The organism is Dysgonomonas termitidis (genome assembly GCF_054657735.1).
Window position 1 is genome coordinate 136634 of record NZ_BAAHYD010000001.1, and the last position, 23235, is coordinate 159868.

The window sequence follows — 23235 nt, forward strand, 5'->3', positions numbered from 1 at the left end:
GATTATGAAAATAATATATACATCTTTATTGCTGCCTATCCTGGCTTTAATAATGATTGGCTGCAACGACCAGTTGAATGTAAATGCAAAGGGGCTTCTTTCCGAAGATTTTATGTTCGGAAAGCCCGAATATATCGAAGGCTTTGTTACTCCGTGCTACTCGGCAATACCAAACCTGCCGTGGACAGATTCTCATAACGGGTGGATGCATGGCTCGATAAGGTCGGACGATGCTTATAAAGGAGGTTCAGGTACCAGCGACCAGCAAGCCTGGTATGAGATGGAGATTTTTTCGTCGGTAGTACCTACCATCGACAGGAATGACGGGGTATGGACAAGCGGTTATTTTGCCATATCCAGGTATAATACCGCCCTCCATGCACTATCTATGGTAAATGACGAGAACTATCCGCTGAAAAGTGTACGCACGGGAGAAGTAAAGTTCCTGCGCGGGTCTACATACTTTTTCATGAAAACCCTGTGGAGATATATCCCATGGATCGATGAAATTACAGCCCGTGATTCGGACGCAATCAGGCAGACTTCCAACAGAGCTGATGGTTCGGACGACTCTCAACTATGGAAAAACATTGTAGCCGACCTCGAAGAAGCAGTAAGGCTACTACCCGATAAGCAAACCGAACCCGGCCGGGTAAATAAAAACACCGCCCGTGCAATGGCTGCAAAAGCTTTACTCTTCATGGCTTATGAACAAGATGAAAGGCATCAGGTGGTAAATATCAATAAGGAAACGCTCAACCGCGCTTTGGTATACATCAACGAAATTACAGGACAGGAAGGTAAAACCGTAGACCTTTGCAGTGATTATGCTGATAACTTCCTGCCCGAATATGACAATAATACAAAGGAAGCATTATGGGAGCTGCAATATTCCATGAGTGACGGAACCTCGAACGGAGGGAATACAAATAACGGATCGGAACTGAATGCCCCGTCATGGGAGCCTTATTTTCCATGTTGCGATTTTCATAAAGTGAGCTTTAATCTAGCCAATGCCTTCAGGACAGATGCCGACGGGTTGCCACTTTTCACTACTTTCAACGATGCCGAACTGAAAGGCAACTATCCGACTTATTTTGCATCCAACTCATTCGACCCTCGGCTCAGCCACACGGCTGCCATACCGGGATATCCGTTCAAATATGATCCGGAATTACTCTTTCAGGAGAGTGCTTCGCGAAGCCCCGGAGACTATGGATATCTGAAATCCATGAAGGAATTGGTACATCCCGATTGTGCCTGCCTTATCGTAAACCGGAATTCACTGAATGTAAAGCAGATCCGCTATGCTGAAGTTCTGCTGTGGAAAGCAGAAATCCTGATTCAACTGGACAGGTTTGCAGAAGCCCGTCCTATCATCAATCAGCTTCGCAAAAGGGCTGAGGACAGCACCATCCGCCTGAGAAAAAAGGATGGCTCTTATCATCTCAATTACAAGATAAGCCAATATCCGAACGATGCCAAATGGACTAAGGAATATGCATGGAAAGCCCTGATGTTTGAAAACAGAATGGAGACAGCTTGCGAAGGCAGACGTTTCTTCGACTTGCAAAGATGGGGTATACTGGAGCCTACAATGAATGAATATTTCAGAAAAGAAAGAACCCGGTTTTCGTGGATGAACAATGCTTCATTTGTGACTGGAAGAGACGAATATAAACCTATTCCGCAAAACCAGCTGAACTGGTCTATGGGGGTTTATATACAAAACCCGGGCTATTAATCCAATGATCATCAAAAACAGAATAGATATGAAAAGAATAATATATATACTTTCGGTTATATGCATAGCCCTAATGGCTAACAGCTGCTACGACAGAGATATAATCGATTATAAAGAAGGAGTGACGCTCCCCACAGTGACAGAGCTAAAATATACGCTGACCAATCCCGATAAGATTAAACTGGAGTGGAACATACCCGGCAATATACCTGATGAAATGAAAAGGCCTGTATCAGTATATATCCAGGTATACAGGAATACAACTGTTCCCGAACACCAGATCGTACTGACCGGTGAGCCGGCCAGCTGGGAATATACGATGCAAGAACCCGATGCGAAATATAAGGTAACCGTAAAGATGGTAGGGAAGCTAAAAGAGAAGACATACGGCCAGTCCGATGACATATACTCTTTAGGGCAAACAGTAGATATAGATTGAGGTTTTATTAAGCAGGTAATAATACATTACCTGCTTTTTCATATCTATAAACCAAACAAATATATGATAATCATACAATTACAATGAATTCCTGATATTAAGATTCCACGGATTCTCGATAGTCTCTATAGCCTTTTTGTTTATAAGGGAAGCCATTGTTTTTCCCATTTGCTTGAAATCGGCAGACAGGGTAGCTATGCCGCCAGCCAGAATCTCTTTTAGAGGAGTATCATTATATGATATTATCCCGAATTGCTTGCCGGCAGTGAATTCTTGTTTATCAGCCTGCTTCAGCAAATCCACTAAAACCCTGTCATTCACCAGAATAAACAAATCTCTTTTCTTTATTTTCCTGTCTTTGACGGAATCCAGATATTTATGTTCAAACCCGTGCTCCTTACAAAATCTCTGTAAGCCATCGTAGCGTTCATAGGGCTCTTTTTCCTCGCTTTGAACCATAAAAATACGCTCGTATTTCTGGATATGCGACAGTCCGAAATTCAGGGCTTCATATGTATCTTTCTCAAAATTCAGGGCTACGGACGAATATTTTCCTTCTAACTCAGGATGGTAAGTAAAGATTTCAAGCATAAAATAATATTAAACAAGCAAAATAAAATTGATTTTTAATTAAACCTTATCTTGTTTTAGATAATAAAACAAGAAGCTCTATTGAACCTTAGTTGTTCCGATTTGCCTATATATCCAAGCTGATTACATAAAAGAGTTGTATTGCCAACCTGTATACTTCCTGTATTCCGGTGAGAATGCCTATAAATCCAATAGTCTGGATTATAAAGCTTTATGAGTTTTTCCAAATCAGAATAGTATGCACAATTCATCCGGTTTCCTTTGAATTCATCGGCCATACACTGAAGAGCAGGTGCATGATGCGATACTATAACCCTTTTTCCTTTTCTCTCCTGCAATTCTTTCATCAGGAATTCAATGTATTGGCTATGCAATTTATTGTATATATCTACCGTCAGTAATTCTCCATTATGTCGGATAAACTTAAAATCGGGATATGTATTCTTAACTATGTCCTCCGCTGATACCGGAATAAAAGACCAGAGAGGGGGCATTATAATTCAATTCCGCTTATAACTTCGCATTTGTTATAATACCAATGGATGTTTTCCCTGATTTTTATTTTCATCCCATTTTATTTATAGACGAAACAGGATAAACTTTGGTAATATGGCCTGCCAGACGATCAGCAATGTAGGGGGTTGTTGAGATAAGTATAAAGCCTATCGGTTATCCACTATTAATCCGGGCAATGTCATCTTCAGTAATATAGACTGTTCCAAATATAGATTTTATAGAGTCAGGAAAGATGGTATATAATATGATCCTCTTTACTGAGAAGATCAATGTTATATATCTAAGGCTTCTAATGTCTTTTTATAGCTATTCAAACTCTTGAAGCCGACCAAATATATGAGCTCTTCTTCCTGAAGGGTGGCATAAGCTGAAGATTTTCTTATTTGCTCTAATTCTTCCAATCTGCACTTATTAATGTAAACACTAAAACTTGACAGGTAGTTTTCATTAATAAAGCGGGATAGGTATGTCCGGTTCGTGCCAAGTAATAATGCCAGATCGGTTATACTCAGGTTATAGTTGAGAAAAGGTTTTTGTTTTTTTATAAATGCTTCGAACTCATTTTTGTTTAAGGGCCCGTAATTGCCGCCCTCATTTTCTTTTTCCTGTGATACTACATCTTCAGTAATAGAAATAAAATTATTCGTGAATATATTATAACACAGGATAATTTCAAAAATAAAGGCAAAACAATTGAAAAATATCTTTGTAAGGTATTCAAGTGTGCTCCCGGGATCCGATAAAAGGAACAGGATTGGAATAGGAACATAAGTTATCAGATAAATCAATAATACTTCATAAATCCAGTTTAATGAAGAAGCCTCCACATTTGCAGAATAATGAATGATATTCTTCCTGTATTTTAACATCCTTCTAAGGGATAGTATAAAATAAAATATTATAAATACACTCCTTACCGGGATTCTCATGTAATCAAACCTGCAGAACCACTCATGATTTTGCACAATATATATTTCCCGGGTTGCTAAACCTGTCCTGATTTCATCAGGAACGAAAAAGCTCCATGAGGTATAGACAATATAAAATAATACCGGGAAAACATAATGCTTATAGGAAAAAGGTTCGTCAATGTGAAGCTTGGTTAATAAAAATATTATGTGATAAAAACCGACCGAAGCCAACATGACTATCAGGTAAAATAAGGAGGATATATTTATAAATACTTCTATCTCATAATTCAGGAAAAATGTACATATATGATACGAAGAGAGAATAAGATAGAAATATATCGTGTGGAACTGCACTTTGCGGTTAAACGTATTTTCCTCTGATAAGTAAACCTGTTTTGCCGATAATAATACAGTACAGCATATAGCTGCAGACAAAGATATTGAAAAAGTCGCCAATAATATGACCTGATTAGCATCTAACATATATTTCAATAAATCTAATGATTATTCTTTCGTTTTTTTTACTCTCCAATAACTTCTTATACTTCCGAATCCTGCCTGACCGCATAATGATCCAATGCTTTTTCCCTGATTTTTTTTTAATCTTAAAAGCCTATCCATTTCCATGAGACGCCATGAATTTACATAATCCTTGAAATTCATACCGTAAATTTCATTGATAAAACGGGACAGGTAGGTTCTGTTTGTAATGAAAATACCGGTTAGATCTGTAATTTTTAAGTCTGCATTAAGATATGGCTTATGTACCCTGAAATATTTTTCAAATTCTTTCTGGTTTATAACACTATTATCAAACGTTTCATTTTCGCTTGTTCTCAACTCATTTATAACATCCGTGCGGATATTCATTATATTCCCTCCACGGGTCATTATACTGTTGCTGATATCCTGATACACAAATACATATTCCCTCAGTAACGTATGAAAAGTCAACAAAGAGCATATAAGAGGCTGTACAATAATATATAAAACCAGAGAGCTTATGGTTGGATTCAAAGCATATAGTACCATGCATGCGACAGTTATAAATTTAAGCGAAATAACCCAGTATAACCAGGTTATGCGTATCTCTTTTTTATCGCCGGAAAATTTCTTGTTCAGTGTTTCATGGTATTCCTTTACCTTTCGCAAGCTTAATATCGTATAAAAAAGGATATATAAACTGCAAGTAACAAAAAAATAATTTTCCAGATAGTAACTGAGATCTCCCAGAGACGTAAGAATTCCAAAATCGCGGTAATAAAACAGGGACTGGACAAGTAACAATAATATCGGTACATAGTAATGGAATATTGGTATTGTCTTATTTCTCCTCTCATTAATAGTCACCTCAGAAACAAAATGGTAAAACAATACCTGCATTACCTGTATTCCTAAAGATGATAATGGCAGTATATACCTGATAATACTTTCCAGCGCCTGGTACATACCTGAAAAGAAAAGAATCGTAAATGATATTAAGAGATAAGCAGCCACAATTACCCTTATCCGGTTTTCTTTAGGCGGAAGTTTCTGCCGGAAAGAATAGGCAAACAGCCCGAACGAAGTCAAAGCTATTGCGGCGGGAATAAACGATGATGTACTATTTAAATCTTCAAAGGATATACCACCTAAATCCATTTTGTCTCTGTGCCAAATTGTAAATTTACATAAGAAAAGTCATACAAATATATGTATATTTTATGCTTAAAATCAATTGTTTCCAAATAATTTATTATATGGCATTGGTAACTTTTTACCAAATAAAATATAATACATTAAAACAGGGCTAATTTTGTAATCCGATAAAATATCGAACATATAATTTGAAGACGAAACAATAAACAGCTTATTTATCTTATCAACAATGAAATATTTATTTTCAAAATTAATCATAATTATAACTTTACTGATTATTACACTTTATGCTCAGGCTCAGGTAACGATAGGTTCCGGAGTTGAGCCTCAGAATGGAGCCCTCCTTCAGCTGAAGGAAACGGAAAATGAAGATGATAACTCCAGCAGGGGATTACTTTATCCCCGCGTATCACTCGTCAAAGCGAATGGACTATTCCCGATGTACGGTATGCCCGGTAATGAAAACGCAACCTACACAACAGATAAAGCTACAGTGGATAAATCCCACACCGGTTTGGTCGTATTCAATACAACAGACAATCCAACCCCAACACAAGAAAAAGATGTTTTCACTCCGGGCCTGTATATCTGGGATGGCAGTTTATGGAAAAGGATGGACACCAGGTTAGTTGTCTCCCCGGAAATCCAGGAACTGAAGTGTGCCAGTGCCACTTTATCCCCTGCACAGTACCAGGCGGGTACCCCTTATTCCGGAACACTGATAATACCCTATATTGGAGGTAACGGTGGAGAATACAACTCGCATATGATTTCTACGACTAATGGCCTGACCGCAATATTGCAACCCGGGAATTTAGCTGTAGGTAATGGCTCTCTGTATTATAGCGTTGAAGGTATGCCTATAGAATCATCACCCGTAACGACTGAGTTTGTAATAACTGATTTTCTGGGACAAAATTGCTCCGCTATAGTCGGGGATGTAAAAAATGTCAAAGTAATGGAATATGCAAGATCCGTTATCGCTCTTCCGGGTGCTCTATCTCTGGGTCAAGACTTCTATGCAACTCCCATTACAATGGGAAACCTGAATATCCGGTATGTAGGCTGGAACTATCTATTGGGAGGAAGCGGAGAAGGTTTTCAACTATCGACAAATGTCGATACGCATTTAAGTTATTATTATGATAAAGCCGGCCTGGGAGGACATTACAGCCTCTGGGGTAAGAAATCGCTGAAAGCGGGTATATGGCTGGCTCTGGATAAAGGAGACAATGTTTACCAGAGTAGCAGCACTGCTTATACAATAAGTTCGATCAACAGGGATTTTGCCGTATTATTGGTATCCCTTCACAATACGCAGGAAGTTTACAGGGTAACATTTAATATAAACGGAGAGATAGCGGCCTCAAATGGTATTCTGGGAATTCCTGCTACACTGACTACCTTTATCGAAAGACTGGAATAATCCAAATATCAGGGGATATAGTTTCCCTGCACGTTCTTATAATAATGCCAACATGTAATCTTTAAGTTGTCTTGCATGAAACATCAGTACCCACCAGGGAGATATTGCTTGTAGTCTTCAATACATTTGTCTCAACTAGCTTACTTATTCCTGTCCGCCACTTGAGAAAGCAGCCGGCACGGGACTTGGAGGGTATTGATGTTTTATATGAAACAACGCAATGACTTACACTAATCTTTTGGATATACAACAAAGCTATAAACTAAACAGGATTGAACGACATGAAACTAGCAAACTTTAAGCAAAAACGATGTGTATGGACAATATTCAGAATGCTGCTGTTACTGGGTATATTTTCCTTTACACAGACTATACCCGCCCAGGTAACAATCGGCTCGGGAGAGCCTTTTCACGAAAAAGCACTCCTTGACTTGAAAGAACATGCGGACGGAACGGCTTCCAAAGGATTAATACTGCCCCGTGTATCACTTCTTTCATCCAGTGATTATTTTGGAATAACGGATCATATGAAAGGAACAATCGTGTATAATACCAATACTTCTGATTCATCGGTCCCTATTGAAAACAGGGTGTCCGCAGGCTTTTATTATAATAACGGGTCCCGTTGGGAAAAACTGTACCTAGGATATACCAACTGGTTTTATATGCCTTCCATCGTTTTCGACACATCATCCACCGGACTCCAGTCGGCAAAGAACATCTATCAGTTGTACATAAACCAGTTTAAAACGCCGAAGCTTGTAAGTCCGGGGGCTCCACCCTCTATCCCGTACCTGCCTCTTGCAACCGACCTGTACTACTATATCACCGATTATGATGAAGATGTTTTTGAGATCGTATCTTTAACCGACGAGGGTATATTAACCTATAAAGTGAAACAGGCAGCCTCGGATTACTCGCTGATCGATATTGTTTTTGTTTTAAAATAAGTGTCTTATGAAAAACAAATCTGTAATTATATGGATGGTCTTGATATTGGTATCTTTAGGCCTGCCACAGGCAAAGGCACAATCGATATACGGCGATTTTCCTTATTACCAGAGTTTTCGTACTTCAGGTCAACCCGGCGAAATAGAAAAAGCGACACCACAGGGAGGAAAGGCTAATGCTGCAACTTTCTCTGCCGATGGCTTACGGTTAACGCCGGCAACAGCCCAACAATTCGGCGCGGTCTTTATAAAAAACAAGCAATTTCAATCTATACAGGGAATCCGGATAGAGTTTGAATATGTAATGTACGGCGGAAACGGAGCCGATGGTATGAGTGTATTCCTTTTCGATGCAAGCGTAGCTATTCCTACTATCGGGGCTCCCGGGTGCGGGCTCGGCTATGCTTATAACCGGGCGAATAATAACTATAGTGCTTCCAGGGCTACAGGATTAAGTGGCGCTTACCTGGGAATTGCCCTGGATTCTTACGGGAACTTCAAGCAAAGAAGGTTCCAGGGAGAAGCCCGGGTAAACGGGATACCTGATCTTACCACCAGTACCAGCGACCTTTATACCAGTAATGTTACATTGCGTGGAGCCCAGGGCGGAAGTGCGCAGGCTTTACAATTTTCTTCAATAAGCGGAATGGGAGCCGGCTATACCGGTTATCCTGTATTGATCAGCCAGCCGACAAAAGGATACAGCCCGGGCTGGAAACTCAACGATACAGGCGGGGCTTATTCTTCCATAAACACATATAAGGGGGACTTTGATTTAAGGGGCGGCCAGAATTCTTACCGGAAAGCGATCATCGAACTTTTTCCGGATGCGGGTGCAAACGGGTTTCTGGTGACGGTCAGTATACAGCACGAACAGGATACTACAATTATTATCGACGGTTACCATTACAAAAAATCCCTACAATATGCGGAAAATGCCTATACTTCTGCCGGGGATTATAATACCACTAATCCTGTCCCTACAAGCGCTAACAGCACTCTGGCCGCCTCCATCCCTGATTTCTTCCGTATCGGTTTTGCCGCCAGTACGGGAGAATCTACGGATATCCATTTATTAAGGGAGTTGAAAATCACCCTTCCGGGTTCAGCCGAAGCGAATGATGATCATGCTTCGACACACAAGGGAGTGCCGGTTACTATTGACTCGCTGTCCAACGACATAGGATATACCGGGCATATTGCACAAAAAATGACAGGGGACACGAACAACTTCGATCCGTCTTCATTCCGTTTCTGTGATGAATCAGGGGCTGATATAGGTGTGCCCTATGCAGGCGGGGTGTCTTATAGTGCCGCAAATGGTATCTGGCAGTTTGATTTTGCTACAAAAAAACTGACATTTACTCCGGCGGGCAGTTTTATCGGGGAAGCTTCAGTAAAGTATAATATCAAAGCCGGGTTGAATAATGAAGTGCCGTATAATGACGATGCTTACCGCTCCCTGCCTACCACGGTAAGGATAGATGTCGTTCCCGGGAAAGCTGTAATTTCCAACCGGATGGTTACGGGAAATCTCAAATGAAATCTGCCATTTATAAATTAAAAGAGAATGAGAGGTTTTCTGATATGTATTATTCCGAATAATAAAACTTCTTAACTGACTATGTTGTTATTAATTTATACTATGAATCTTTTCTGGATATTATGAGAACCAACCTGCTGTTATTATTATATTTCGTATTAATTCAACATCCATTATCAGCAAAAGATGTTTATTTTAAACATCTTTCTACAAACAATGGATTTTCTATCCAGTCGGCCATTTCCATCTGGCAGGATCAACTTGGAAATATGTGGTTTGGAAATGATGTGTTGAATAAATATAACGGGAGTGTATTAAAAACATATCGTCTATCAGACTATCTGGATGGTATTAAGGATACGAATATAAAACAGATATGCGGGGATAATACAACTATGATATATATATATTAGCAAATACTGAAATAGTTGTATATGATGCACGTTACGATAAATTTACAAAGACAGGGATTGAAGCCGACTATATACTTTCTACATCAGATCAAAAATTACTTTATACTAAAAAAAACTGTTTGTATATATACGACTACAAAAGTAATACTTCATCTAAAATATTGGAAATAAGCGGGCCTATCACCTCAATAAAAAACGTACTACTTTCCGGTAACGGTAATATATGGATAGGAACGAACAATGGATTGTTTGTTGTAAAAAATAATAAAACAGAATGTCTGATAAAGGATATAAACGTTTCTTGCATGTTTGAAGATTCTAAGAATAATATCTGGGTGGGTACCGTTAATGACGGGGTCAGATTCTTAGAAAAAAAAACAAGAGAAATATCTTATTTTAAAGAAGAACTAACTTTGCCAGACAATGTAAAATTGTCTAATAACCGGATTCGCTGTTTCTGCGAAGACGACAAACAAAATATATGGATTGGAACATATAAGGGTATTACAATATACTCACCCGAAACAAAAAAATCTTCTATCCTGATACACAATGAATCAGCATCTTACTCACTCCGTCACAATTCTGTTTATTCTATATATAAAGACAGGCAGGGAACAATATGGGTTGGCAGTTATTATGGTGGTGTCAGCTATTTCAATCCTGCTATAGAATTATATAGTTTCTATGGTACCAGTAGTAAAGACCCCTCCATGTTAAATGGGCTTATTATCGGGAATATGACAGAGGATGAAAAAGGTAACCTATACATTGCCACTGAAGAAGGAGGCATAAATCTTCTTAATCCCAATACAGGCTTAATTAAAACATATGACAAAAGCAACAGCAACCTTCCCCACAATACAATTAAGTCAATTTGGTACGATACCAAATATCAGCGGCTCTATATAGGCACATTTACTGAAGGACTATGGTATAAGGCTGAAAATTCTCAAAAATTCAATAAATTAGGAAATACTATTTTATCAACAAATATTCAGAAGGTAATAAGTCAAATCATACCATTCAATGACAAATATATTATCATTTCTACACAAGACAATGTCTATAAATTAGATAGGAATAGCCTGGAACTTTCTACATTAGTCAGCTTTCCAAGCCTGGATTTCAATAATATTGGCATCATTCAAACGATGTTTATCGATTCCGATGAAATACTATGGATCTCTTCTTCTGAGAAAGGATTATTTAACCTCAATCTGAAAACATCCCGAATACAAAATTTCAATAATTTGGGGGTTGGATTGAATCCGGCTAAATCAGGCATTCGACAAATACAACAAGGAGCGGACGGAAGGATTTACTTATTATCCCAATCCCAACTGTTATCTTACGATAAGGCGACTCAACAGTTTAAAATTCTAAATAACAATGATAGCCTCTTACTTTCAGATAACTATTATAAATTGGCATGCTTATCTTCCGGACACTTTATCATAACAGCAGATAGTGGAATTACCCTTTTAGATCCTGTCTCACTTAGAACTGTACACTTACCGTTCGCTGAAATATTTCCCCTGAAGTCTATTAACAAAAGTAGTGGTTTATATACCGCTTCCCGAAATAAACAAATATACATTGGAGGGCTGGGCGGTATGTTAGTCTTAAATGAAAAAGACATTGAAACAATAAGTGAATTGAATAAAAATTCTCATCGATTATTTTTTTCTTCCTTGTCAATCAATAACAAGATGGCAGATTCTCAATCATCACCTGATATATTACCTACGGATATATCATATGCTGATTTCATAAGATTGAATTACAAACAAAATAATCTAAGTCTGACTTTTGCATCTTCTGACTTTATCCATAATAATAGTGTCCTTTATGAATATATTTTAGAAAACTTCGATAAACAATGGACTATTACAAACGATAAAATAATCAGGTATACCTCACTTCCTCCGGGCCGATATTCACTTACAGTAAGGGAAGCAGGTAATAAATATCAAAAAATTCATTTGGATATCAACATATCCCCACCGTTCTATTTTTCGATCTGGGCTTATATTATATATGCCATTTTACTCATAAGCCTGTTTATATTCTTTGTATGCTTTACCCAAAGGAATATATACCTGAAAGCTTCATTAAATATGGAACATCGGGAAAAACTGCAACTGGCAAGTCTGAATAAAATGAAAATTAATTTTTTCACAAATGTTTCCCATGAATTCAGAACCCCGCTTACTTTAATTTCGAGCCAGATAGATATAACACTTAAGAATACAAATATGCCCCAATCGCTAAAAAAAAGTTTTCTTAAAATAAAGAAGCATACAAATGAAATGCGGTTCCTTATAGATGAATTAATGTACTTCAATAAATTAGAGCAAGGAACATTAGCTATAATGGTTTCGATGGAAGATATATCTTCGTTTATAGAAGATATTTATGAATCTTTTAAGGAATATGCCCGGATGCGTAATATAACTTTTAAGTACGAACAAGCAAATGAACCAATAAATGTATGGTTCGATAGAATGCAAATACAAAAAGTAGTATATAACCTATTATCAAACGCATTTAAATTTACAAATGATGGTGGTTCAATCACAATAAAACTGAAACGAAAAAAAGATCATGTTGAATTTAGCGTTCTAGACACAGGCATTGGCATGAAAGCCGAAGAACTGGAAAAGGTTTTTGATAGGTTCTACCAGGTCAACCAGGATTCGGCAACCCAGAGGGTTGACGGAATGGGAATAGGTTTATCTCTCAGTAAGAATATTGTAAACCAGCACCATGGAGATATATTTGTAGAGAGTAAAGCAGGAGTAGGTACTTGTTTTACAGTAAGATTATTATTAGGTAGCACTCATTTTACTGAACTACAAAAGAGCCAAAGGTCTTTTGATGAAACTGAATATTTTTCAAAAATCCAACATATAGAAAATAAAGAAGATAAAGAAACAGAAGAAGAGGAAGAAAAAATATTCAAAGAGAATGCAGATCTCAAAGCAAATATATTAATTATTGAAGATAATGAAGAACTGCTTCAACTCTTGATAGAAGCATTTTCTTCCCTCTACAATGTAACTACGGCAGATAACGGGGAATCAGGCCTGAATTTTGCAATAGAAACGAGACCGGATATAATACTGTCAGGCGTAATGATACCCCGTATTTCCGGACTTGACCTATGTAAGAAACTCAAAACCAGAGCTGACACATCCCATATCCCCATTTTACTTATAACAGCACGTTCTTCGTTAAAACAGAATGTAGAAGGCCTGCAATATGGTGCCGATGATTATATCGTTAAACCTTTCAATATTGAATTATTATTATTAAAATGTAATAATCTGGTGAAAAGCAGAAAAGAAATGCAGGCAAAATTTCAACAGGTCTTTTCAACAATAGAAAATGAAAAAACAGGTATTACAACAAACGGCAGGGATCAGCTCTTTCTGAAAAAGGCTGTAACTATAGTTGAATCGAACCTGATCAATACTGATTTTGACATTAATTCATGGGCAAGGGAACTAAACGTCGGCCGATCTAAATTATTCCAGAAAATAAAAGAAATCACAGGATATACGCCCAATGAATATATCATAATAATCAAAATGAAAAAAGCTACAATATTATTAAAGGAAGAGCCCAATATGACTATCGCCGAGATTGCTTATAAGGCAGGATTTACTTCCCCCGGGTATTTTAGCAAATCATTCAAAGAATATTATGGATTAACGCCTTTGCAATACAGACAGAGTTGATTCCAATCTATTTTAGTGGACATAATAGTTTATAATATCGTACGAAAAGTTATAAAATCGTCCGATATTTTTTTATCATATAGTATCACACAGTTTTGCATCATTAGTCAGCCACTCTTCTGTAATTTTAAATTAAAAGAGTTGAACCAGAAATGGGTTTCAACAAGACGTTAATTTAATATTTACCTGAATGAAAAAGACGTAATTGATAGGGTAGGATATTCTTTAATTTTACTTACATATGATATTCCATATTCTACTATATCATAATTTATTTACAGGTTTTAATCTTATTAATACTAAATCTTTTAATCTTTAATTTAATTTGAAAAACTATGGGAAAGCTATGTGAAAGGATTTGCCTGATGCTGATTATTATTCTAATCAGTACCACTGGAAATATGTTTGCATCCGGCACAAATGAAGGAAAAGCAATAAGAAAGGTTCAACAACAGAAGAAACTTACAGGAACCATAAGTGATGATACCGGTCCTGTTATCGGAGCCACAGTAGCCATTAAGGGAACAACAACCGGTACTATTACGGACAATAACGGACAATTTACACTCACCAATATTCCCGATGGTGCTACTATTCTCATAACATTTATGGGATACCATACCCAGGAAGTAAAGTATACAGGACAAGAATCCCTGGATATCAGATTGGTAGAAGACTCAAAATTGCTGGATGAAGTTGTTGTGACGGCATTGGGTATAAAGAAAGAAAAAAGGGCCCTTCCTTATGCTATGGGAGAAATAAAATCTGAAGAACTGCGTACAGTTCCAACTCAAAATTTAGGAAGTTCATTGTACGGTAAAGTAGCAGGTATGCGTATATCTTCAACAGCCGGAGGTCCAATGGGGGGGACAAAAATACAATTGCGGGGCATCAATTCTATTTCTGGAACAAATCGTCCATTAATAGTAATGGACGGGGTACCTATATATGATGATGATTCAAACTGGGCAGGACGTGAACGCAATCAGACTCAGGATGGATCAGCCCTGAATGATATTAATCCTGAAGATATAGAATCGATGTCGGTATTGAAGGGCGCAAATGCAGCAGCCCTCTATGGTTCCAGGGCAACGAACGGAGTTATAGTGATAACAACAAAGAAAGGATCCAAAAGCAGGGGGCTTGGTATTGATGTAAGCACTTCATATACTACAGACAGAATTGCCTATCTTCCGGAATATCAGGATGTCTTTGGAGTAGGTACTAAAGGCTATTTCGATAAAAACAGCAACGGACAAAATATCCTCGAAAGCACATACCGCAGCTTCGGTCCCCGCATGGACGGTACCAAAGTACTGTGGTGGGATGGAGTAGAGCGTCCGTTCAACCCTCAGCCGGACAACTATAAGGATTTATTTCAGAATGGTTTTTCAAATAACAATACCATATCTATTACCAATGGTTCTGATAAAAATTCGATGCGTTTGTCTTATGCAAATAATAATTATGAAGGCTTCTTAAAGAACATGAAGCAAGAGCGCCATAATTTTAACTTCTCAGGAACGGCAAAAGTCTCTGAATGGCTATCATTTGAAACTTCAATTACATTTAACAGAACTAAAAATACAAATAACGCACCCCGTATAGACCGTGCATCTAATTTCCCGATGCCAAGAAGTGAGATAACTTCATTATACAAGGACCATTACAAAGATGCCGACGGTTATTATATGACATCTGAAATGAGAGATGGAGCTCCGAATACCGGAGGCGGTGTAAACTCCAGCATTAGGGATAATATAATAAACTATATGCTCTGGCAACAAAATGAAAACCTTTATACTAATGGAAAGGATAGATTAATGGGAACTATCACGACGAATGTGAAAATAATTGATCCCCTGACTCTTCGTCTGACAGTAGGAACAGACCGTATCCGAATCCTGAAAGAAGACAAGGAAATGTTCAAAGAATATTCTGTACCTACAGATAGTAAATCTCAGGGATTATACAGAAAGATCAACCAGGATTATACTAAAAATTTCTATGAAGCCATGTTGCTCTTCAACAAATCGTTGAATGAAAAATTCAGCCTTTCATTAATGGGAGCGGTATCTGGGGAAGATATAAAGGAGAGTAAATTACAATGGCAATCTAATGGGCTGAAAATGAATGGGGTGTTTTCGACTGCAAACAATAAAAGTTTACCGGGATTAAATGACCTTAACGGATGGGGGAGTAACTCCAGCGAAATACTTTACTCTGCTTACGGTTCCGGACAGTTGGCTTACAATCATTACCTTTACTTGGATATAACAGCCCGTAACGACTGGACCTCGCGCCTGCCGTCCTATTCCCGTAGCTTCTTTTATCCTTCAATTGGATTAGGTTTTGTATTTACAGATGCATTTAAATTACCGTCATGGCTGACATATGGAAAAGTAAGGGCTTCTTACGCTATTGTAGGTAACCATACTCCCGAAACTTATTTTGCGAACATTTCTTACAAATTGGAAACGCACGATAACACAGTAACGACGAATACATTTGACAAAAGTGTACCACCTGTAAAAATAGAACCTGAAAAAACGCATTCATGGGAATTAGGTACTGAATTAAAAGCATTAAATGGCCGCATAGGACTTGACCTTACCTACTTCTCAAGCGAAACCCGTAATCAAATATTATCAGTAGCCATACCTGTTTCATCCGGGGCAACATCAATGAAAATGAATGCCGGTACTATAAAAAATCACGGAATTGAGATACAATTAAGTGGAACTCCGGTACAAACAAAAAATTTCAGTTGGGATGCATCCTTCAATTTCAGTTATACAAAAAGTATGGTTAAAGAACTAGCTGAAGGATTGTCTTCATACCAAATCGGAAGTTCTTGGGACGTAAATTTCTGGTCAAATACCAACTCTCCAGTTTATGGGATATATCTAAAAAAATGGAAACGTGATGCAGACGGCAATATGATCGTAGGTTCTAATGGAAGATATATACAAGAAGATAATGTTTCCTACTGTGGGGATGCAATGCCTAAATTTATAGGAGGATTCAATACGACCTTCCGCTATAAGGATTTCTCCCTTACAACACTTATTGACGCCCAATTTGGAGGTAAGTTAGTTTCCTTTACGAATCTGTATTTACGAGCTACAGGTTCAGGAAAAGAATCCCTGTTTGGCCGTGACCAAGAGTATGGCGGTATACCATATTATATCGATGGTACAGGAAATAAAATAAAGCTGGATAGCCACAATACAGTCGTTCCGTCAACATCTGCAGACGGACAAGTATATCATGATGGTATAATAGCTAAAGGAGTTAAAGAAGACGGTACTCCTAATGATGTGATACTCTCAGCCTATCAGTATTATAATTATCGATACAATACAACAGCTACAGAGGATCAGATCTATAACAATACATATATCAAATTCAGGGAGTTGTCTTTGACATATAATATTCCATCCAAAATATACTCTAAAATAAAATTACAGGGATTAAGTGTTTCGCTCATAGGCAGTAACCTGTTTTACATTTATAAAAGTGTGCCAAATGTAAGCCCAGAGAGTGTTTTAGGGACAAAAGCGCAAAACGCATATGTTGAATATACTTCATACCCTATGGCCAGAAGCTTTGGATTTTCCCTAAAAGCAAGATTTTAAAAGTACAGATAAAAACATATAAACAGAAAAATATGAAACAAATATTATTATATACATCAACCCTCCTGCTACTTCTCTTTACTTCATGTGAAGATGAACTGGATAAAAGGCATTTTACCTCTGACGGTTTTACCAGTGCTAATATAGAATTTCTCTATACACAAGGAGCGTCAAAAACGATAGATAATGACTATAGTGACTTCTATACTTATATATTCCGTATGTTGGAAGTATATACGCAAACTGTAGCTCAAAAATATGGAACAGGAAGATCCTCTACATATGAAATTAAAACTGATAATGGACGCTGGGAGAAATATTATGTTACCCGTATGCAGGAGCTTGCAGAAATGGATAAGATTTATAACTTCTCTTTGACCGAAGGTGAGAAAGCACAATATAGCCCGTATATGGAAACTGCAAAAATTTTAAAGGTATTTAATACTATTATGGCTACGGATGTTTTAGGAGCGATGCCATATTCCGAAGCATGGGGAGCCCGCAATGGGCTATATGGTCAGCCTGTAAATATAACTCCGAAATACGATTCTCAAAAGGACATTTACTTTAGTCTCATCAATGATCTGGAATCAGCTGCTACCTATCTTAAAAATAGTTCCTTAGACAATAATATAGAAAAGCACCGATTGTTTTCTTCTCAGGATATAGTATATAAAGGAGATTTTAGTAAATGGTACAAATTTGCCAATTCTTTGTGTTTACGGGCTGCTATGCGTATATCAAATATAGATGAAGCAAGAGCTAAAGAGGTTCTGAGTAGATTATCATTGGTCGATTTGATTACAGGTAACGAAGACAATGCATATACATACAAAGAAAATACTGCCCTGGTGGGTGACTGCACAGGTATATGGAGAGCCTTACGGGAAAGCCAAAATCAAAATAACGGAGAATATGCTTATGCACCTCAAAATATGGTTAAAATATTTAATTCCGCGAACGATCCCCGTATGATTGTGTATTACCAACCTCCAAGTGACCTTAACGGTAATGTTTATGATGCGACAAAACCTATCTTAGGATATCCTGAGTCAGCAGATGCTGCTGAAGCTATAATTAAAGATAAGACCGCAGATGAGATTAGAAAAACTTATGGTATAGTAAATTCTGTAACTATTCGTAACAATAGCAAGTTCCCTAATGGGATTGGTATTACAGCATCTGATGTATACTTCTTCCTGGCAGAAGCCCGGGTTAGAAATCTTATAAGCTGGGGTAATGCAGAAGAATTTTACAACCGAGGTATTATTCTTTCCATACAGGAATATTATAAATATTACAAAAATAGTACGGAAACAGCCATGAAAATAGCGGCAATTGCTGACGCTGATGTTTCAGATGCAACTTTAACCAATTGGTTGGCATCTTCTCCCTACAAATTCAATTCAGCAAAAGCGCTGGAACAAATTGCAACCCAACGTTGGATACACCTTTGGATACTTCAGCCATTTGAAAACTGGGCGGAATACCGTCGTACAGACCTGCCGCTAATGGTAGAAGATAGAGAGCTGATGGTATTGCTAAACCAGCAAAACGCTCCGGTACGGTTTATGTATCCTTCATCTGAAGCAACGATGAACGGGGAAAACTTCAAGGCGGTGTCAAGTGAAAATAATCCTAAAGTAAAAGTATGGTGGGATATGAAATAATATTATATTTTATTTGTTAGTCTTACCTTTGATTACAGTTAATAGTTGGGGCAAAGAAAATTAAAAAAGGATTCCTTTCAGTCATCTTTGCCCCGATTAAATATCAATGCAGAGTTATTTATCCGTTTTAATCAAAAATAACGGATAACCGCACAAAATAAATTAAAACGAATGAAATTTATATTTTTATTGGTCGCCCTTGTTTTTTCAGGCGTAGCATATTCTCAATCGAAATCAATATATCAAAAAGGCTGGATTGATTTTAACAAAAATGGCAAAAAAGATGTGTTTGAAGATCCTGGTGCTCATATTGAAGATCGTATAGAGGATCTGTTGAATCAAATGAATATGGATGAAAAAACGGCTCAAATGGCCACCTTGTACGGATCGGGAAGAGTACTGAAAGACGCGTTGCCTACACCCGAATGGAAAAATGAGTTATGGAAAGACGGCATAGGAAATATAGATGAACAACATAACGGTCTAGGGACATTTAAAGCTGAATATGCTTTCCCTTTTTCAAAACATGTAGAAGTAATAAATACAACACAACGCTGGTTTGTAGAAGAAACCCGCCTGGGAATCCCGGTTGACTTTACAAATGAGGGGATTAGGGGATTGTGCCATTATCAGGCAACCTTGTTTCCCGCACAGAGCGGGCAGGGTGCAACATGGAACAAAGACCTGATCCGTCAAATATCGGAAATAACAGCTAAAGAGGCAAAAGCACTGGGGTATACGAATGTGTATTCCCCTATATTAGACATTGCTCAGGACCCACGCTGGGGACGGGTTGTTGAAAGTTACGGAGAAGACCCTTATCTGGTAGGGCAATTGGGTAAAGTCATGATCGAGGGATTACAAAAAAATGGAATTGTATCCACTCCAAAACATTTCGCAGTATATAGCATCCCTGTAGGTGGTCGTGACGAAGAAACCCGCACAGATCCTCATGTGGCTCCACGCGAGATGAGAACTCTGTTTCTTGAACCTTTCCGCATTGCTTTTCAGGAAGCCGGAGCGTTAGGCGTTATGAGTTCATATAACGATTATGATGGTATTCCAATCACAGGTAATTACCATTTTCTTACCGAGATATTACGTCACGAATGGGGTTTTAAAGGTTATGTTGTTTCAGATAGTGAGGCTGTGGAATACCTGCAGACAAAGCATAAGGTATCAAAGAATGAAGTAGATGCAGCAGCTGCCGTTGTTAATGCAGGTCTGAATATACGTACTAACTTTACACCTCCTTCCGATTTTATTCTACCACTGCGGGAAGCCGTCAGGCAAGGTAAAGTGTCTATTCATACAATAGACGCGAGAGTAAGAGATATTCTCCACGTTAAATTTATAATGGGATTATTTGATAATCCATACACCGGAGACAAGAAAGAGGTAGAAAATATTGTGGCAAATCCTACACATAAAAAGGTATCCTTGGATGCAGCCCGCCAGTCTATTGTTCTAATGAAAAACAAAGACAATATATTACCATTAAGTAAGGATTTAAAACAAATAGCACTGATAGGTCCGAATGCTGACGAGCGTAAAGACTTCATATGCCGTTATGGGCCGGCAAACCCACCAATTATAACTGTTAAGGACGGATTGGAAGCTTTATTACCTAATACTAAAATTGTATATGAGAAAGGCTGTGACCTTGTTGACAATAATTTCCCCGAAAGTGAAATTATTAAAGAACCACTTAACAACGAAGAGCAGATAATGATAGACAAAGCGGTAAAAGCTGCCTTAGCATCAGATGTTGCAATCGTAGTGCTTGGAGGATCTGAAAAAACAGTAAGGGAATATTATTCCCGTTCCAGTCTAGACTTGATTGGCCGGCAACTTGACCTGTTGCAGGCCATATATAAAACCGGCAAACCTACCGTTTTAGTATTGATTGACGGACGTGCTGTATCTATTAATTGGGCCGATAAGTATATTCCAGGAATTATACAAACCTCATTCCCCGGAGAATTTACAGGAACAGCCATTTCTGAAGTTCTGTTCGGCGATTACAATCCGGGAGGAAAACTTACAGTTACCTACCCCAAATCTGTGGGACAAATACCTTTTGCATTTCCATTCAAGCCAGGATCAGATACAAGTGGCCCGGTACGGGTATCCGGGGCATTATATCCTTTTGGTTATGGATTAAGCTACACTACTTTCGAATACTCAGACCTTAATGTTTTACCAAAGCAATCAGGTTTATTATCAGATATTGAAGTCACATTCAGGATAACCAATACAGGAAAAATTGCCGGAGATGAGATTGCACAACTATACATCAATGATGAAGTTAGTAGTGTTACTACTTATACACAGGTTTTACGAGGATTTGAACGTATTCATTTAGAATCCGGTGAAACTAAAGAACTTGAATTTAAACTTACATCACAGGATTTAGGTTTATGGAACAGACATAATGAGTTTGTCGTAGAGCCCGGATTTTTCGAAGTAAGGGTAGGGGCTTCTTCACAAGATATTAAATTAAAAGAACGCTTTGAAATTATAAAAAAATAGTCACCAATTGACAGTATTTCAAATTTCCCCTATCTCTGTTCAAAGCATCACCTAATCTGTATCGCAAAATTGAATGCCTGTAAGATTTGCCCGGATCATAAAGTTTTTGAAATAAAATATGGTCATGGATTCATTTTACGCGATCATTTTAAAGATATATATATATGTTGGTATTGATATTTCACAAGCTATTGTAGAAGTGGCTAATTACGTAATGATGTTATTTCTTAAATCCTTTTAGCCCCACTAGGATAACTTTGTTCTGCTTCCATTCTTTATATTTGACAGATTCAGGAATATGCTCAATATAAGGCTTTATAAAAGTTTCTTGCTTTTGTTTGGAATCGGCTCGTGCATAAATTTCTCAGATCATATCAAATGAGACATTATATAAGCATGTTATGTGGGATTGTTTTTTGGTATGAATAAGGAAATTGATATTCAAAATGACATTAAAAGCAGGATTGCTATTTCTAGAAAAATTAACAAGCCTACTCGGGTAGAAACTAAATTGACGGAAATACTCAACAAAAAATGAAGATGTTTCGAAAAGAAATATAAATATTATAAGAATCATACCAATATGACTTTACAAAAAATCATTATATTCGCTATTTTGTTAACAGATAAATAATTCAACATAGATTAAAATGGGATCGACAAAGAAGACCAGGATAAGGCGAACCAGTCAGGAAATTGAAGAGACGCTGTATAAAGCTGCCGAAACGATTATCGGAGAACATGGGTATCACGGTTTATCAATGAGGGCTATTTATCATGAGGCAAACACGGAACATGCCGTTTTCTATAAACGGTTTGAAGACTTAAATGATTTTTTAGAAAAATTTGCAAGGAGGTTCGACTACTGGCTCAATGATTCTATCAAAGTGGATATAAAAGATAATACGGTAAAAAATGCTCAAAAGATTATGTCTGACCTGATAGATGTGCTAATTGATAACCCCTGTATTCAAAAGCTGTTAATTTGGGAAATGAGCGAGAACAATTATATTACGCAGCGAACCGCTCAGAACCGCGACAATAACTGCCAAAACCTAACACGATATTTTATGAAGGGATTTAAAGATTGTGAGGTTAATTTTAACCATGCAAGTTCTATTCTTATCGGTGGCATATATTATATTGTACTCTTTCGGAAAATGGGTACTTTCAATTTAATCGATTATTCAGAGGAGGAAGCTATAAAAGAACTGAAAGAAACCATAAATATAATGGTTAAGCGCGTCTTCACGGATTACGATGAAGCAACTATCAAAGCAAAGTCTGCTAATAATGAAGCTGTAAGGATTGCGAAGAGTCTTCTCAAAAAGGATGTAAGTTATGAAATTGTTAAAGAAACTACCAGGCTGGATGATAAAACATTGAAGGGTTTACAAAATAGTAAAGAGTAGCCATATGCGCTCTTTACTTCTCCATTGTCTATTTTAACTTATACCTTTTTAATAAGTCATTCAAAACGT

At 37.6% G+C, this 23235-nt stretch carries 14 protein-coding genes and 1 pseudogene; 11 read left to right on the plus strand and 4 right to left on the minus strand.

All coding sequences use genetic code 11. From position 1 onward, the window contains the following. Positions 1-4 precede the first annotated feature (4 nt). The gene (locus tag ACYQ3L_RS00630; RefSeq protein ID WP_380000460.1) at positions 5-1744 is read left to right on the plus strand and encodes a RagB/SusD family nutrient uptake outer membrane protein; all 1740 of its coding nucleotides are present in this window, start codon (positions 5-7) and stop codon (positions 1742-1744) included. A 28-nt stretch (positions 1745-1772) separates the two neighbouring features. Next, positions 1773-2183: a DUF4945 domain-containing protein gene (locus ACYQ3L_RS00635; RefSeq protein WP_380000458.1), complete on the plus strand. Its 411-nt coding sequence runs from the start codon at positions 1773-1775 to the stop codon at positions 2181-2183. A gap of 78 nt (positions 2184-2261) precedes the next feature. On the opposite strand, the pseudogene ACYQ3L_RS00640 reads toward ACYQ3L_RS00635, so the two are convergent. The 4 genes and pseudogenes from ACYQ3L_RS00640 to ACYQ3L_RS00655 form a co-directional block, all read right to left on the minus strand. Continuing rightward, positions 2262-2777: pseudogene (locus tag ACYQ3L_RS00640) on the minus strand (substrate-binding domain-containing protein); the annotation flags it as partial. Between the two features lie 53 nt (positions 2778-2830). Further along, positions 2831-3268 carry a metallophosphoesterase family protein gene (locus ACYQ3L_RS00645; RefSeq protein ID WP_380000456.1) on the minus strand — a complete coding sequence of 146 codons (438 nt, stop codon included), beginning with the start codon at positions 3266-3268 and terminating at the stop codon, positions 2831-2833. A gap of 294 nt (positions 3269-3562) precedes the next feature. Beyond that, entirely contained in the window at positions 3563-4159 is a 597-nt protein-coding gene (locus ACYQ3L_RS00650; protein ID WP_380000454.1) for a helix-turn-helix domain-containing protein, read from the minus strand. 546 nt (positions 4160-4705) lie between these two features. Next, positions 4706-5842, minus strand: coding sequence for a helix-turn-helix domain-containing protein (locus tag ACYQ3L_RS00655; protein ID WP_380000452.1), 1137 nt, complete (start codon positions 5840-5842; stop codon positions 4706-4708). A 226-nt stretch (positions 5843-6068) separates the two neighbouring features. Here ACYQ3L_RS00655 and ACYQ3L_RS00660 point away from each other — a divergent pair, with 226 nt between their 5' ends. The 9 genes from ACYQ3L_RS00660 to ACYQ3L_RS00700 all read left to right on the plus strand — a co-directional run bounded on the left by ACYQ3L_RS00660 (position 6069) and on the right by ACYQ3L_RS00700 (position 23166). Further along, positions 6069-7265, plus strand: coding sequence for a hypothetical protein (locus ACYQ3L_RS00660; protein ID WP_380000450.1), 1197 nt, complete (start codon positions 6069-6071; stop codon positions 7263-7265). Between the two features lie 281 nt (positions 7266-7546). Next, positions 7547-8215 (plus strand): hypothetical protein, encoded by a 669-nt coding sequence (locus ACYQ3L_RS00665; protein ID WP_380000448.1) that lies wholly within the window; start codon positions 7547-7549, stop codon positions 8213-8215. A 7-nt stretch (positions 8216-8222) separates the two neighbouring features. Continuing rightward, complete coding sequence (locus tag ACYQ3L_RS00670) at positions 8223-9758, plus strand: L-type lectin family protein (protein ID WP_380000446.1); 1536 nt, start codon at positions 8223-8225, stop codon at positions 9756-9758. Between the two features lie 122 nt (positions 9759-9880). Beyond that, the gene (locus tag ACYQ3L_RS00675; RefSeq protein ID WP_380000444.1) at positions 9881-10171 is read left to right on the plus strand and encodes a hypothetical protein; all 291 of its coding nucleotides are present in this window, start codon (positions 9881-9883) and stop codon (positions 10169-10171) included. 245 nt (positions 10172-10416) lie between these two features. Continuing rightward, positions 10417-13914 (plus strand): ATP-binding protein, encoded by a 3498-nt coding sequence (locus ACYQ3L_RS00680; protein ID WP_459952348.1) that lies wholly within the window; start codon positions 10417-10419, stop codon positions 13912-13914. 335 nt (positions 13915-14249) lie between these two features. Next, the gene (locus ACYQ3L_RS00685) at positions 14250-17552 is read left to right on the plus strand and encodes a SusC/RagA family TonB-linked outer membrane protein (protein ID WP_380000439.1); all 3303 of its coding nucleotides are present in this window, start codon (positions 14250-14252) and stop codon (positions 17550-17552) included. Positions 17553-17584: 32 nt separating this feature from the next. After that, positions 17585-19222: a SusD/RagB family nutrient-binding outer membrane lipoprotein gene (locus tag ACYQ3L_RS00690; RefSeq protein WP_380000437.1), complete on the plus strand. Its 1638-nt coding sequence runs from the start codon at positions 17585-17587 to the stop codon at positions 19220-19222. Positions 19223-19393: 171 nt separating this feature from the next. Next, a complete protein-coding gene (locus ACYQ3L_RS00695) occupies positions 19394-21754 on the plus strand; it encodes a glycoside hydrolase family 3 N-terminal domain-containing protein (RefSeq protein WP_380000435.1) in 2361 nt (786 codons plus the stop codon). A 650-nt stretch (positions 21755-22404) separates the two neighbouring features. Beyond that, entirely contained in the window at positions 22405-23166 is a 762-nt protein-coding gene (locus ACYQ3L_RS00700; RefSeq protein ID WP_380000433.1) for a TetR/AcrR family transcriptional regulator, read from the plus strand. Positions 23167-23235: the final 69 nt, after the last annotated feature.